The sequence below is a fragment of the Aeromonas sp. QDB14 genome, from assembly GCF_027707845.1.
Taxonomy (GTDB): domain Bacteria; phylum Pseudomonadota; class Gammaproteobacteria; order Enterobacterales; family Aeromonadaceae; genus Aeromonas; species Aeromonas caviae.
The window spans coordinates 62,379-75,203 of the sequence record NZ_JAPCJD010000015.1 but is presented as its reverse complement, the minus strand read 5'-3'; the positions used below and the strand labels follow the sequence as shown (position 1 = coordinate 75,203).

At 63.8% G+C, this 12,825-nt stretch carries 14 protein-coding genes; 6 read left to right on the top strand and 8 right to left on the bottom strand.

Annotation, left to right across the window (positions count from 1 at the left end; all coding sequences use genetic code 11):
- Window positions 1-376: 376 nt before the first annotated feature.
- The gene (locus tag PG887_RS07480; RefSeq protein ID WP_235712607.1) at window positions 377-592 is read right to left on the bottom strand and encodes an FCD domain-containing protein; all 216 of its coding nucleotides are present in this window, start codon (window positions 590-592) and stop codon (window positions 377-379) included.
- 15 nt (window positions 593-607) lie between these two features.
- Here PG887_RS07480 and eda point away from each other — a divergent pair, with 15 nt between their 5' ends.
- On the top strand, window positions 608-1,336 hold the full coding sequence (gene eda / locus PG887_RS07475) for a bifunctional 4-hydroxy-2-oxoglutarate aldolase/2-dehydro-3-deoxy-phosphogluconate aldolase (protein ID WP_333563758.1): 729 nt from the start codon (window positions 608-610) through the stop codon (window positions 1,334-1,336).
- 133 nt (window positions 1,337-1,469) lie between these two features.
- Here the strand turns inward: eda and PG887_RS07470 are convergent, their stop codons facing one another.
- Window positions 1,470-1,910 (bottom strand): GNAT family N-acetyltransferase, encoded by a 441-nt coding sequence (locus tag PG887_RS07470; protein WP_042880882.1) that lies wholly within the window; start codon window positions 1,908-1,910, stop codon window positions 1,470-1,472.
- A gap of 182 nt (window positions 1,911-2,092) precedes the next feature.
- Between PG887_RS07470 and PG887_RS07465 the strand changes: the two genes are divergently transcribed.
- A complete protein-coding gene (locus tag PG887_RS07465; RefSeq protein ID WP_010673967.1) occupies window positions 2,093-2,593 on the top strand; it encodes an SRPBCC family protein in 501 nt (166 codons plus the stop codon).
- A gap of 72 nt (window positions 2,594-2,665) precedes the next feature.
- Here the strand turns inward: PG887_RS07465 and PG887_RS07460 are convergent, their stop codons facing one another.
- Both PG887_RS07460 and PG887_RS07455 read right to left on the bottom strand, forming a co-directional pair.
- Entirely contained in the window at window positions 2,666-3,172 is a 507-nt protein-coding gene (locus PG887_RS07460) for a GNAT family N-acetyltransferase (RefSeq protein WP_010673966.1), read from the bottom strand.
- Between the two features lie 152 nt (window positions 3,173-3,324).
- On the bottom strand, window positions 3,325-4,515 hold the full coding sequence (locus PG887_RS07455) for a GNAT family N-acetyltransferase (protein ID WP_270821414.1): 1,191 nt from the start codon (window positions 4,513-4,515) through the stop codon (window positions 3,325-3,327).
- Window positions 4,516-4,776: 261 nt separating this feature from the next.
- Here PG887_RS07455 and PG887_RS07450 point away from each other — a divergent pair, with 261 nt between their 5' ends.
- From PG887_RS07450 to PG887_RS07440, 3 genes are read left to right on the top strand one after another with little or no spacing between them, the layout of a single operon-like run.
- Window positions 4,777-5,595 (top strand): DUF3100 domain-containing protein, encoded by an 819-nt coding sequence (locus PG887_RS07450; RefSeq protein ID WP_010673963.1) that lies wholly within the window; start codon window positions 4,777-4,779, stop codon window positions 5,593-5,595.
- A complete protein-coding gene (locus tag PG887_RS07445) occupies window positions 5,592-6,041 on the top strand; it encodes a hypothetical protein (protein ID WP_042016367.1) in 450 nt (149 codons plus the stop codon). Before PG887_RS07450 ends, PG887_RS07445 begins: the two co-directional genes overlap by 4 nt.
- Window positions 6,041-7,222, top strand: a complete 1,182-nt coding sequence (locus PG887_RS07440; protein ID WP_104455545.1) for a M20 metallopeptidase family protein — start codon at window positions 6,041-6,043, stop codon at window positions 7,220-7,222. The genes PG887_RS07445 and PG887_RS07440 overlap by 1 nt, the downstream gene beginning before the upstream one ends.
- A gap of 66 nt (window positions 7,223-7,288) precedes the next feature.
- On the opposite strand, the gene PG887_RS07435 is transcribed toward PG887_RS07440, so the two are convergent.
- The 4 genes from PG887_RS07435 to PG887_RS07420 all read right to left on the bottom strand — a co-directional run bounded on the left by PG887_RS07435 (window position 7,289) and on the right by PG887_RS07420 (window position 11,331).
- A complete protein-coding gene (locus PG887_RS07435) occupies window positions 7,289-8,248 on the bottom strand; it encodes a LysR substrate-binding domain-containing protein (RefSeq protein WP_104455544.1) in 960 nt (319 codons plus the stop codon).
- Window positions 8,248-8,886, bottom strand: coding sequence for a pyridoxamine 5'-phosphate oxidase (pdxH, locus tag PG887_RS07430; protein ID WP_270821413.1), 639 nt, complete (start codon window positions 8,884-8,886; stop codon window positions 8,248-8,250). The genes PG887_RS07435 and pdxH overlap by 1 nt, the downstream gene beginning before the upstream one ends.
- Before the next feature lie 157 nt (window positions 8,887-9,043).
- Window positions 9,044-9,367 carry a hypothetical protein gene (locus PG887_RS07425; protein ID WP_104455542.1) on the bottom strand — a complete coding sequence of 108 codons (324 nt, stop codon included), beginning with the start codon at window positions 9,365-9,367 and terminating at the stop codon, window positions 9,044-9,046.
- Window positions 9,364-11,331, bottom strand: coding sequence for a reprolysin-like metallopeptidase (locus tag PG887_RS07420; RefSeq protein ID WP_104455541.1), 1,968 nt, complete (start codon window positions 11,329-11,331; stop codon window positions 9,364-9,366). The genes PG887_RS07425 and PG887_RS07420 overlap by 4 nt, the downstream gene beginning before the upstream one ends.
- A 211-nt stretch (window positions 11,332-11,542) precedes the next feature.
- Between PG887_RS07420 and PG887_RS07415 the strand changes: the two genes are divergently transcribed.
- Window positions 11,543-12,754 (top strand): RsmB/NOP family class I SAM-dependent RNA methyltransferase, encoded by a 1,212-nt coding sequence (locus PG887_RS07415; RefSeq protein WP_010673956.1) that lies wholly within the window; start codon window positions 11,543-11,545, stop codon window positions 12,752-12,754.
- Window positions 12,755-12,825 lie beyond the last annotated feature (71 nt).

Below are 12,825 nucleotides of genomic sequence, written 5' to 3'. Positions count from 1 at the left end.
GGCAGCCTGTCAAGGTATTCGAAGAGTACTGTCAGGCGGCATAGGCGAGTGTCGCACTTCGAAGTTGAATTCGCGAACATCCCCCAGCCCACCAAACGTTTGGAAAGGGCCACTTCGCAAGAAGTGGCCCTTTTTGTATCCTTTTTCTGGCTTTCAGAGGATGTAACCGCCCCAAGAGCACAGTGCATGACCAGACCTGAGGCCAAAGGCTCTGCGGGGGGTGGCTGCATTTGACATGGGCCAGCTCCAGGTGGCGTCGCCAGCAAAAACCGGCGAGTGAAGCAGCAATTTGCCCGGGCGCTGTGGGCCACGCCATCAGCCCAGCGCCTCCATGGGGTTGAAACAACCTCGAGGGTTCGCCCCCGAGAATCTTCCACTAGCCGTTGGCAGTGGAAGGCTGGGTCAGATGAACGACGGGATTTTCGGAGAAGAGGTAGCGGTCATCCTCCATTTCGTCATCGAAGATGGTGGCCTGGAAGAGCATCTGCTTGGTGTTCTCCAGGTGCTGCCACATGGCCAGCTTGGCCGCCTGCGGATCCTTGCGCATCAGGGCCTTGAGGATCTGGTCGTGATCGTCGCACCAGCTGGAGATGGCCTTGTCGTCGATATGCTCGTGGAGCTTGCGCCAGTAGGGGTTGCGCTCGCAATGCAGCCAGGGAGCCAGGGCTTCGGGGTGGGCGAGATCGTCGTCAGGCGCGGCTCTGAGCCTTGCCTGGTGGTCACGGCAGCGCAGCGAATCGAAATCGCCGCCCTGCGGTTGTCCGCCGAACAGGTGATCGACACCACGGCGGCGGGCGACTCCTTCAGCGCCGGTTATCTCGCCGCACGCCTGCAAGGGGCCGATGTCACCGACGCCGCCGCAGAGGCCATCCGCCAGATGCGCGCGGCCTACCCGGATCTGCTGATCGGGGCCGGCACCGTGCTCAACCGCGAGCAGGTGGATGCGGCCGTTGCGGCGGACGCCGACTTCATCGTCAGCCCCGGCTTCAACCCGACCACGGTGCAGTACTGCCTGGACAAGGACGTCACCATCATCCCCGGGGTCAACAACCCCAGCCTGGTGGAGCAGGCCATGGAGATGGGGCTGCGCCACCTCAAGTTCTTCCCGGCCGAGCAGTCTGGCGGCACCGCCATGCTCAAGGCCCTGGGCGCCGTCTATCCGGTGCGCTTCATGCCCACCGGCGGCGTGACGCCGGCCAATCTGAAGGAGTATCTGGGGCTGAATGCCGTGATCGCCTGCGGCGGCACCTGGATGATGCCGGCCAAGCTCATCGACGAGGGCAGCAGGTGGGGAGAGCTGGCCGCCCTGGTAAGAGAGGCCGTGGCGGCCCTGTGATCATCGGTTGAGCGAGGGAAGGTCTGCCCTCCCCCGGATGTGTTGAAGAGCCACTTCCCGCGAAGTGGCTTTTTTATGCCCTGCCAGGGCTGGAGATCAATGTGCGGTGCGGTTGCCGCAGTCTGCCAGCGGCTTATTCCCCTGCGGCATCGGGCGTCAACACCAGCCTGCGCCAGGGGCCCGTGATGTCGCAATGACCCGTCTCTTCGGTGTTCTCCCAGCCCAGGCGATGATAGAAAGCCATCGCCGTGGTGTTGCGCATGGCCACCTTGAGGGAGGCCGGGGAGGGGTACCCGGCCAAGCCGGCGGCAAGCAAGGCCCGCCCCATGCCCTGCCCGTGCCAGTCCGCCACCACGTAGAGATGATGCACGAAGCTCTCGGCCCCCCAGATGGAGACGAATCCGCACGGGCTGCCCCCTTTCTCCGCCACCCAGATCTCCTCGCCCCGGGTCTGCTCGGCAAAATCCTCGAGCCGGAACAGGGCGGGATCAACCCAATGGAAGGCCTGGCGCCTTCCCTTGAGGAAGAGCTGCGCCAGCATGGGCTCATCAGCTTCCGTCATCATTCTGATCATGACACCATCCTTGCGTTGCGTGCTTGTCGCTTCCCACTCTCGATGGATCCCGCCGTGCTGTCAAATCGGCAATGTGGACCCTCTTGAATACGTAACCGTGTGACACAGGGCTGCCTATTTTATCGCCTCAGAGGCTATACTGCCGAGGTCCCGTCCATGACTGGTTTGAGGTTCACTGATTTATGGATAACAAGCAAATTGAAGGCAGTATTCTGGTACCCGCCCACATTGACGATGTCTGGCGGGCCTGGACCACGGAGAGCGGGCTGCGCAGTTTTCTGGCGCCGGAGTGCCTCATGGTCCCGGAACCCAACGGGCCGTTCGAGATCTATTTCAGACCCGATGCTCCCCTCGGCGAGCGTGGCAGCGAAGGGTGCCGGGTGATGGCGGTCATGCCCCATGATCTGCTCAGCTTCAGCTGGAATTTCCCTCCCCAGTTTCCCCACATTCGTCAGCAGAAGACCCAGGTCAGCCTGCGCTTCGTGCCGGAGGGCCAAGGCACCCGGCTCCACTTCCTGCAGACCGGCTGGGCGCAGGATCCAGACTGGGACCAGGGTTATGCCTACTTCCGGGAGGAGTGGCTGGAACTGAGTCTGCCAAGGCTTCAGTACCGTTTCACCCACGGCCCCATCGACTGGAACAACCCGCCGGGCAAGCAGCAGCTGAAATCCCTGGCCCAGTGACGTCCATTCAAGCGATGGGCATGGCACGAAAAAGGACCCGCTCAGGGTCCTTTTTCATGGATGGGCAGGCGGTCACTCCACCGGCTCTTCATCGAACAGGGGGTGATAGAGCACCTCGCCCCTTACCCCGTCGAGCCCGCCGGGTTGCAACTCCATCGCCATGAAACACTCCGTCGGCACCTCGTAGATGCAGTGCAGGCCGAAGTCGCTGGCAGGCCGAAAGCCGAAACGGGCGTAGTAGGCGGGATCCCCGAGTACCACCACCGCCTTCCAGTCCATCTCCAGTGCCGTGTCCAGCCCTTCCCGCACCAGATCCGAGCCAATGCCCTGTCCCTGCCAGTCGGGATGCACGGCCACGGGTGCCAGTCCCAACCAGGGCCCTTCCTGTCCCTCAATGGTGATCGGGCTCAGCATCAGGTGCCCCATGAACTCGTACTCTTCCTCCTCGACCATGGTGACCACGGCGGCCCCACATTCTCGCAGGCGGTTGACCAGTTCGGCCTCGTCGGGACGACCAAAGGCGGCACTCACCAGCTCATAGACTGGCAGCATGTCGCCGGGACGCTCGGTTCTCAACATACAGCGTTACTCCTCGTACAGCAGGGCGGCCATTATTCCACAGAAGTGGGGCACCACTTCACTGCCTTTGTCTGAAAATGGGAGGACGGACTCAGGAAAACGCCTGACAGACCCCGCACCAGGCTTCGCGATGACCGCCCCTGGGCAAGCCATCAGCGTCCGTCGTCAGGCTGTCGCAATCGCCGCAGATAGGCGAGGCCCAGATCCCCGCACTCCTTGAGCAGGGCGCCACCACCATGGGCCTGCACCCCGGGCGCCTCTGGCGCCAGCATGGCCTGGGGATAGCGCCGCACCGTCAGCCCGCTGAGTGTCTGCTCGCCCCCTGTCGCCTCCCCCGCCATGAAAAGTGCCACCCCCTCACCGTGCAGTATGGCCACGACCACCTCCTCGTCATCCAGCCAGGGGGCCAGCGCCTCTTTGCGTGCATCCGTCAGGCGCGCCGGGCGATCCAGCCGCCAGTGATCGAGCTCGAGGGCGCCATCGGCCGGATCTGGCCGACGCCCGTCATGGTGCATGCCAGTCTTTTCCATCACCCGGCCTGAGGCGAGGTTGCCCGGCATGTGGCGGGCGGTGAGGGCAGGCAGGTGCCACTGCTCGAAGGCAAACGCCCTGACCAGGCTCGCGGCCCGGGTGGCCAGCCCCCTGTTCTGCCAGGGCACACCGACCCACCATGCCAGCTCCCCGTGCCAGTGCAGGGAGAGGGTGCCGACCAGGGGAGCGGGCTCGTCTCCACGCCCCTGGGGCAGAGTCAGGGCCCAGGTGCATCCCAGCCCGAGAGCAGCCTTGCGCCCACTCAGGGCAAGCCAGTCCCGCGCCGCCTCCGGCGAATAGGGGTGGGGGATGTTGAGGGTATAGCGGGCGAGCGCCGCATCCGAACAATAACGCAGGATGGCGCTCTCATCGCCGGGCAGCAGGGGGCGCAGCACCAGCGCGTCCTGCCCGCCAGGCTCGCGCAGCACCGGGATCATCAGGCGGCGGGCAAGCAGGCGTTGCAGGGCAACCCCGAGGTCGTCATCGGCACCGAGGCGATGATCCGCCCCCGCGGGCCCCAGGGTGAGCAGGCCGCTCTCTCTGGCCAGGGTCAGCAGGGAGCCGGAGGCAGCGATCAGGATCTGCCGGTCCGGCTGTGTCACCATCAGCGGGGAGGCGGCCTCCCCCAGCCAGGCGGCAAGCAGGTCGCGGGCAAGGAGAATGCCATCTGGCGGGCTGACCGACCAGGGTGCCATCTCCCTCACCTCCCCTTTGCCAAGCAGCAGCCACCAGCGGTTTCCCTGGTGCTGCCAGGCTTGCAACGCCGCTTGCCAGGAGGGGCGCCAGAGCGCACCCTCGATCAACAGATCCATTCCTTCCCCCACATCCCCCCCCCGTATCAGGCACCGGGTGCCCGGGCGGCACCACACTCCTGTCTGAGGCAGCATAAGCAGCTACCAGTGAGTTGTTAAACCATATGTTTACCATGGTTAAACGGCATACCCCATGAAAAAATGCCATATGGCTGACTTGATGGCGGTCACATTCCTTCCCCTCCTCGCTTCCTATCATGCCCCCATCATGGCGCGACCAAAGACGCCCATGAAGGACAACGGATAACAAGAGAACACACTATGCAGCCAACCAGCCCACTCAAAACGGTAGTAGTCAGTACCCTGGCGACCGCCCTGCTGATCTTCGTGGCCCAATCCCTCATCGGGAAGCAGGAGATCAGACTCGGCATCGCCATCATCCCCATCCTGCCCATGCTCTTTGCCGTCATCATCGGCATGATCGTCTCCGCCAAGCCCGTCAAGGATCGCATCCCCGGCTGGAAGAGACTCTTCACCGAGCGAGAAGAGGGCTTCTGCGGCAAGATGGTGGGTTTCAGCCTGCTGATCCTCGGGACCCAGTATGCGGGGATGATCATCCCCAACCTCAAGATGATCCTGAGCGTCGGTGTACCGCTCTTCCTGCAAGAGATAGGCAACCTCCTGCCCATCCTCATCGCCATTCCGCTGGCGGTGAAGTTCGGCTTTGGCCGCCGCGCCATCGGGGCCTGCTCCTCCATCAGCCGTGAACCCTCGGTCGCGGTGATCCAGGGCAAGTTCGGCACCGGCTCCCAGGAGTACATCGGCGTGCTCGCCATCTACCTGTGCGGCTCCGTCATCGGCACCCTCTGGTTCAGCGTGCTCGGCAGCATTGCCCCCCTCACGGGGCTGCACCCCCTGGCCCTGGCCGCCGGTTCCGGCGTGGGATCCGGCTCCATGCTGAGCGCCGCCTCCGGTGCCCTCATCAACGGCCTTGATGAGGCGATGGCCCAGCAGGTGCTCAGCATCGCCGCCGCCTCGAACCTGCTCTCGTCGGCCCTGGGAGCGCTCTCCCTCACCTATCTGGGTCTGCCGCTCGCTGAAAAAATCTATGCCCTGACCGCCAAAGGAGAGAAAGCATGAAAAGCATCGTGATGGATATGCGCTTCGTCTTCCTGGCGATCCTGCTGGCCATGTTCACCCAGACCCTGACCTCGGGCCTGCCGCTGTGGCAGATGGGGGACAGCTTCGTCGCCATGTCCCTGGTGGTGTTCGCCTCCCTGGTGACCAAGCGCTATCTGCCCTCCTCCCTGCCAGCCTTTGCCTATGCCACCATCATCGGCATTCTCATCTGCCTGCCCGAGACCCCGGTGCGCGGCCTCTTCATCGATGCCGTGGCCAAGATCTCCTTCCTCTCCTGCTGCGTGCCGCTCCTGGCCTTCGCCGGCCTCTCGGTGGGCGGTCAACTGGAGGAGCTCAAGAAGATGTCGTGGAAGGTGATCCTCATCTTCATGATCGTCTCCACCTGCTGCTTCTTTGGCGCCTCCCTGGTTGCCCAGCTCGGTTTCTCCATTCAAGGGATCATCTGATGAACCACTACCATATCGAACCTGACCTGTTGGCCCTGCGCGACTTCAGCTACGAAGTGCGCCACCACCTGCACCGCATCCCGGAATACTCCGGGGCCGAGTTCAAGACCTCTGCCTACTGCCGTGGGTTGATGGAAGAGTTCGGCTACAGGATCACCCTGTATCCCGGTTTCACCGGTTTTCACGGGGATCTGGCGGTCGACCCCGCCCTGCCCACCATTGCCTTTCGTGCCGACATGGATGGCCTGGAGATGCACGACATGAGCGAGGTGGCGTTCAAATCCACCCATGAGGGGATGGCCCACAACTGCGGCCACGACTCCCACATGGCGATCGCTCTGACCGCCGCCAGGTTTCTGGCCGCCAACCGCGATCGCCTGCGGTACAACGTCCGCTTCATCTTCCAGATGGCGGAAGAGGACATGCGCGTCCCCGGTGCCGAAAAGATGGTGGAGCTTGGCTGCATGAAGGGGGTGGACGAGGTCTATGCCCTGCACAACGACGGCGCCATGGAGACGGGCACCATCAAGTTCAACCAGGGGGTCATGTCCTCCTGGGGGTCTGCCTGGACGCTCGATGTGCACGGCATCTCCGCCCACGGCTCCACCCCCCACAAGGGGCTGGATGCCATCCGGGAGGCGGTACGGATCATCGAGGACATGGACTACATCGTCGCCAAGCGCACCAGCCCGTTCAGCCCGGCGGTCTTTGGTTGCGGCATGATCAACGGCGGCACCATTCCCAACGCCATCGCCGATCATGTGCAGGCCCGTGGCACCATCCGCGCCATGGACGCCGAAACCGACCAGATCCTGAAAAACAGCTTCAGGGACATCATCGCCCAGAGCGAGCTGCGCGGCTTCAAGACCACCATGGTCCATGCCGGCTACCCGGCAGTGGAGAACCACCCCCAGGCCTGCGAGCGCCTGCAACAAGCCGCCTCGAATGTGTTGTCCAGCGACGGGATCAACGCAAAGGGCCAGCCCATGACCGGCAGCGAGGACTTCAGCTACATGATCAACGCCACGCCAAGCCGCATGGGGGCCATGTTCTTCCTCGGCAGCGGCAATCAGGCCAAGGGGATCTGCAACTACCTGCACGCGAACCCCTATTACCTGGACGACGACTGCCTGCTGGTGGGAGCCCAGATCTTCGTCAATCTGGCGACCCGAGCCGCCTGAGGGATCAGTACAAGGGGATAGCAATGCAAAGAGAGGCCGACGGCCTCTCTTTTTTATGTCTCGGCGTCAGAGCCAGGGCAGAGTCGCAGACGGGGCGGGCGTTCCCTGGTTGAGCAGCGCCAGCTGCACCGTCTCCCGGCTCACATGGGGGGCATAGAGGTGGATGAAGTCGTACATGTAGTCCCGCAGGTGGGCGTGCCTGCGCAGGCACACATGGGCCACGCTCGAGGCGATCAGATGATCGATGTTGAGGCAGACCAGGCTCTCCCTGTCCCCTTCGTCGAACGCCGAGGTGGCGATCACCCCGACTCCCATCCCCAGGCGCACATAGTGCTTGATGATGTCGCTGTCGGTGGCCGTCAGCACGATGCGGGGGCTGAGGCCATGGCGTCCGAACGCCTTGTCCATCTTGGAGCGGCCGGTGAAACCGAACACATAGGTGATGAGGGGATACCGGGCCAGATCCGCCATGGCCAGCGGCTGGCAGTCCAGCAGCGGATGGCCGTGGGGCACCACCACGCTGCGCCCCCAGCGATAGCAGGGCACGGTCGCCAGCTCGTCGAACAGGTGCATGGACTCGGTGGCGATGGCCATCTCCACATCCCCGTTTTGCGCCATCTGCGCCAGTTGGGCAGGGGCTCCCTGATGCAGCTGGATGCTCACCTCGGGGTAGCGGCGGGAGAATTCGGTAATGACCGCCGGCAGCTTGTAGCGGGTCATGGTGTGGGTGGTGGCGATGCGCAGCACCCCGCTGGTGGCCAGCTGATCCCCGAGGGAAAGCTGACCAATCTGCTCCACCTGGGCCACCACTCCCCTGGCCAGCTCCATCACCTGCTCCCCCATGGGGGTCAGGCCCGCCAGGTTCTTGCCCTTGCGGGTAAACAGCGCCAGCCCCAGCTCCTCTTCCAGCATCTTCATCTGCTTGCTGAGGGTCGGCTGGGAGGTATAGAGCTTCTCCGCCGTCGCCGAGATGTTGAAGTTGTTCTTCACTATCTCGGTGAAGTTCTTGAGCCGGGCGATGTTCATCAGGGCGCCAGGCGCTCGATGTGCCAGCCGTCCCCCTCGCGGGTGTAATAGAAGCGATCGTGCAGACGATGCTCCCCGCCCTGCCAGAACTCGACGGTGTCGATGCGCACCCGGAAACCACCCCAGAAGCTCGGCAGCGGCACCTCGCCATTGGCAAACTTCTGCTTGAGTTCGAGGAACTTGGCCTCCAGCACGCCACGGGCCGAGATGCGGGTCGACTGTTTGGAGACCCAGGCGGCGATCTGGCTGTCCTTGGGACGGCTGTGGAAATACTTCATCACCTCGAAGGTGCTCATCTTCTCCACCCGGCCGGTCACGTGCACCTGTCTGTCCAGGGTGTGCCAGGGGAAAAGCAGGCTGATACGGGGGTTGCCCTCCAGCTGATGCGCCTTGCGGCTGCCCATGTTGGTGTAGAACACCATGCCGTCGGCATCGTAGTGCTTGAGCAGCACGGTGCGCTGCCAGGGCTGGCCATCGGCATCCACGGTGCCCACCACCATGGCGGAGGGATCGGTCAGTTTGGCCTCGCACGCCTGGGCCAGCCACTTCTCGAACAGGGTGAGGGGCTCGGCCGGCAGATCGGCCCGGTGCAGTCCACCCCTGGTGTATTCGCGACGCAGATCAGCCACATCCATCATCTTGATTTTCCTTCTCTCTTTCTCTGCCGCCCGTGCGGCGATGGGTGCAGGCATTGTGCGACGAGCGCGCCATGGGTACAAGCCTCGGGGCGGCCAAATGGAGGAGCAAAAAGAGAGGGAGGCCCATGCCTCCCTCTTTATGCCGATGACCGTCAGCCTACTGCTTGCCGTCAACCGGCGGGCAATGGGCCAGCATGCGCCGGTTGTAGTCCGCCGCATAGGCGCTCAGCCTGGCGTGGGCCTCCTTCTGATCCGGCTTGATGACATCCCCGAATCCGTCGAGATAGCGCACGCCGCAGCGGGCCTTGGCCGCCGCCTGCTGATCCGCCGCGATCCCGGGCGCCACCTCGCCGCGCCCGGCCCGCACGATCAGCCGGTAATCCTGCTTGGCAAGGCTGGCGCTGACCGCCTGATCCAGGGTGTCAGCATCGGCCTGACAACCGCCGAGCAGGGTGAGCAGCAGCACCCCGGCCAGTCTCATGCCCGCCTCCGCTGCCAGCCCAGCAACGCCAGGGCCAGGGTCCAGAAGCCGAGGGCCCCGCCGCCACCGCTTCCCCCCTCTTCACCGCGCTGGGTGACCGAGAGCTTGAGGGGACTGATGGCGAAGAAGATGTTGTCGCTGCACGCCACCTTCAAGCGGGCAGTGCCGTCCTGGCCCGCCGGGATGGTGACGCTCGCCGAGCCCGAGTTGGGTTTGCCGCTGGCAAGGGGAGTCCAGTTTGCCCCCTCGTCCCGGGTCATGAAGAGATCCACCTTGCTGCAGTTGATGGGGGCGGCATTGGTGCCGGCCACTTCCCAACTGATGGTCTGCGTCTTGCCCGCCCCCAGGGGGGTCACCACCGGGCTGGTCAGGGCAAAGGCCTTGCCGGTGTTGACCACCTGGATCTTCATGTCATCGCTGGCGACACCGCCCTTGCCGTCCCGCGCCGTGAGGCGGAAGTTCAGGTCCCGGTTGGTGGCAGGCCAGGCCTCCCCTATCGCCAGGGTGTTGGTGAGCAGGGAGGTGAGACTCGGCAGGGTGCGCTCCGGCACGCTGGTCGGCGCCACGAAACGGAACAGCGGACGGCTGCCGTCGTCCACCATGGTGGCCGGGCTGCTCGACTCCGTCCCCAGATCGATCTGCTCCCAGGTGTAATTCAGCGGATCGCTGTCAAGATCGGCCCCCGCCCCCTTGAGCACGAAGGGGGTGTTCGCAGGGATGACGTAGTCATTGCCTGCCGCCACCTGGGGCGCATTGTTGACCAGCGCCAACGGGGTGCCGCAATTTGGCACAGTGGCCATGTGGGCCCGCATCTGCTCGATGGACTTGCTGTGGAAATAGGGCTCGCTGTGGGGCTGCAGATCTTCGTCTCCGCAGATCCCCGCATAGGCCATGATGGAGCTGCCGCTGCCCGGCTCCCAGGCCTGGCTTGGTTCCCGGTTGCCGCCGCCACAACTGCCTGTGGTGCCGTTGAAGGTGTGGTCTGCCCCGAACTGGTGACCAATCTCGTGGGCTACGTAGTCGATGAAGAAGGCATCCCCCACCGGCTCGGAGGAGCCCGTCATCCCCGCCGATTTTTCGTCGGTACAGAGTACGCCCAGTCCCGCCAGGCCACCGCCACCGGTATTGACCACATGGCCGATGTCGAAGGCCCCCAGACCCTTGGTCAGGGCATCGGCCTGCACCTGCATGTTGGCATCCACATCGCCGTCATCATTGTTGAAGGGATCGTTCGCCACGTCGGTGAAGATGATGGTGTCGTTGCCGCTGGCCAGCTGGAATTCGGCCGCCACGTCACGCTGGTAGACCTCGTTGACCCGGTTGAGCAGGGTGGTGATGGCGCCAAGACCCGCCTCCACGGTACCGCCGTGATACTGGGTGTACTCCCCCGCCGCCGAGATGGCGATGACATAACGCTTGCGCTCGTTGCCATCCACCAGCACCTGGCGGGCCAGCTTTTTGGCCTCGCCCCCGATCACCTTGTCCGCCTCTTCTTCCAGCCGGCTGTGGGCATCCTGCTGGTAATAGACGGCATAGCCTTCCCCATTGCGAAGGGGATCGACGAACACCATCTTCCCTTCATGGCTGAACATGGCGTGGAATCCCTGGGGACCGAGATCGAAGCGCCCAGTCTCGCCCGGCGCCGCTTCGTTGTACCCCTTGAAGGCCAGGATATCGGGATATTTGGCGGCCAGATCCGCCGGCAGCAGATCATAGGGTTGCAGACTGAAGGTCACCTCCTTGCCATCCGGCAGAGGCAGAGTCAGGCGGCGCTCGCCCCCCTTCAGGGCAGCCAGGTAATCGGTGGAGACGGTGACGATGCGATACTGGCTGGCCCTCACCTCGTACCCATCGGCGGCGGTGGCCCGCGCCGTGACCGTATGCCACTCGCCGGCCATTAGGTTGCCGGACGTCATCAGACCCGCCACCAGCACCGCCAGCGGAGAATATTTCATCAACTGCATCTTTTTAATTCCTTTTTAAACGGATTCACCTGAACTGCCACGGCATCATTTGCCCGCTGGTCCGATTAGTCCAGCAACATCCTCTGTACATTCCCCGAATGGGGAAGGTTGCACCAATGCAGACTAGCCCCTATCATGGCGCGGATTTGTCCGTTCCAGAACCCCTCTTCGACGGGGCCGGTTCACTCTTTCTTTGGCCAAGGTTAATCTCATGCTCAAGTCCCCACTGTTGCCCCGTTTCGGGGATCTGGTCGTTGCCATCGTTGACGATGTGCTGGGTCAGGGTCTTACCCTCGACCGCGCCTATGCACGTCACTTCTCCGGCATCGAACTCAAACCGCAAGAACAGGCAAGGATTGCCCTGGTCACCGGCGATCTGCTGCGCCGCCTCAGCCTCTACTGCTTCCTCACCGGCATCCAGGTCCGTCAGGCGGAGAAGAATGTCTGGCCGCTGCTGCACAGCTGGCACGCCTTCCACAAGATAGATCAGCCCAACCACCCGACCCTGGATCGCTTCAACGAGGAGGCGTTCCGCCGCCGCCTGACCGAGGCCAAGAAGAACCCGGTGCTGATGGACGGCTGCCCTGCCTGGCTGGAAAAGCTCGGCAGCGAGCAACTGGGCGACGCCTGGCCGGCCGAGCGTGCCGCCCTGGCCTGGATGCCCAAGCGTTACCTGCGGGTCAACACCCTCAAGTGCACCCGGGACGAGCTGCAAGCCATGCTGGCCAAAGAGCATGTCACCACAGTGCCCGTCGACGGAGTGGAGACTGCCTTGCAAGTGACCTCGGACGCCGCCCTGTTCCGTACCCAGGCCTTTGCCGATGGCTGCTTCGAGCAGCAGGATGCCGGCTCCCAGCTGGTGGCCGCGGCCCTCGACGTCAAGCCCGGCATGCGGGTCATCGACGCCTGTGCCGGTGCCGGCGGCAAGACCCTGCACCTGGCCGCCATGATGCAGGGCAAGGGCCGTCTGCTGGCCATGGACGTGGAAGAGTGGAAACTGGAGAACCTCAAGCAGCGCGCCCGCCGCGCCGGTGCCCACAACGTGGAGACCCGGGTCATCACCAGCAGCAAGACCGTCAAGCGCCTTAAAGAAAGCGCCGATCGCGTGCTGCTGGACGTCCCCTGCTCCGGCCTTGGCGTGCTCAAGCGCAACCCGGATGCCAAGTGGCGCGACACCGCCGAGCGCCTGCCGGTGCTGGTCGCCCTGCAAGAGGAGATCCTGCAGCGCTACAGCCAGATGGTGAAGGTGGGCGGCCTGCTGGTCTACGCCACCTGCTCCATCCTGCCCGAGGAGAACCGCCAGCAGGTGGACAAGTTCCTCGCCGCCAACGAGCACTTCCGCCTGATCGGCGATCACAACGTCAGCCCGGCAGAGACCGGCTTCGACGGCTTCTACATGGCGCGCCTCGAACGCATCGCCTGATGTCTGTCGTGGGCACAAAGAAAAGGGGAGCCAGTGGCTCCCCTTTTTGCATTGCATGGTATGGATGCGGC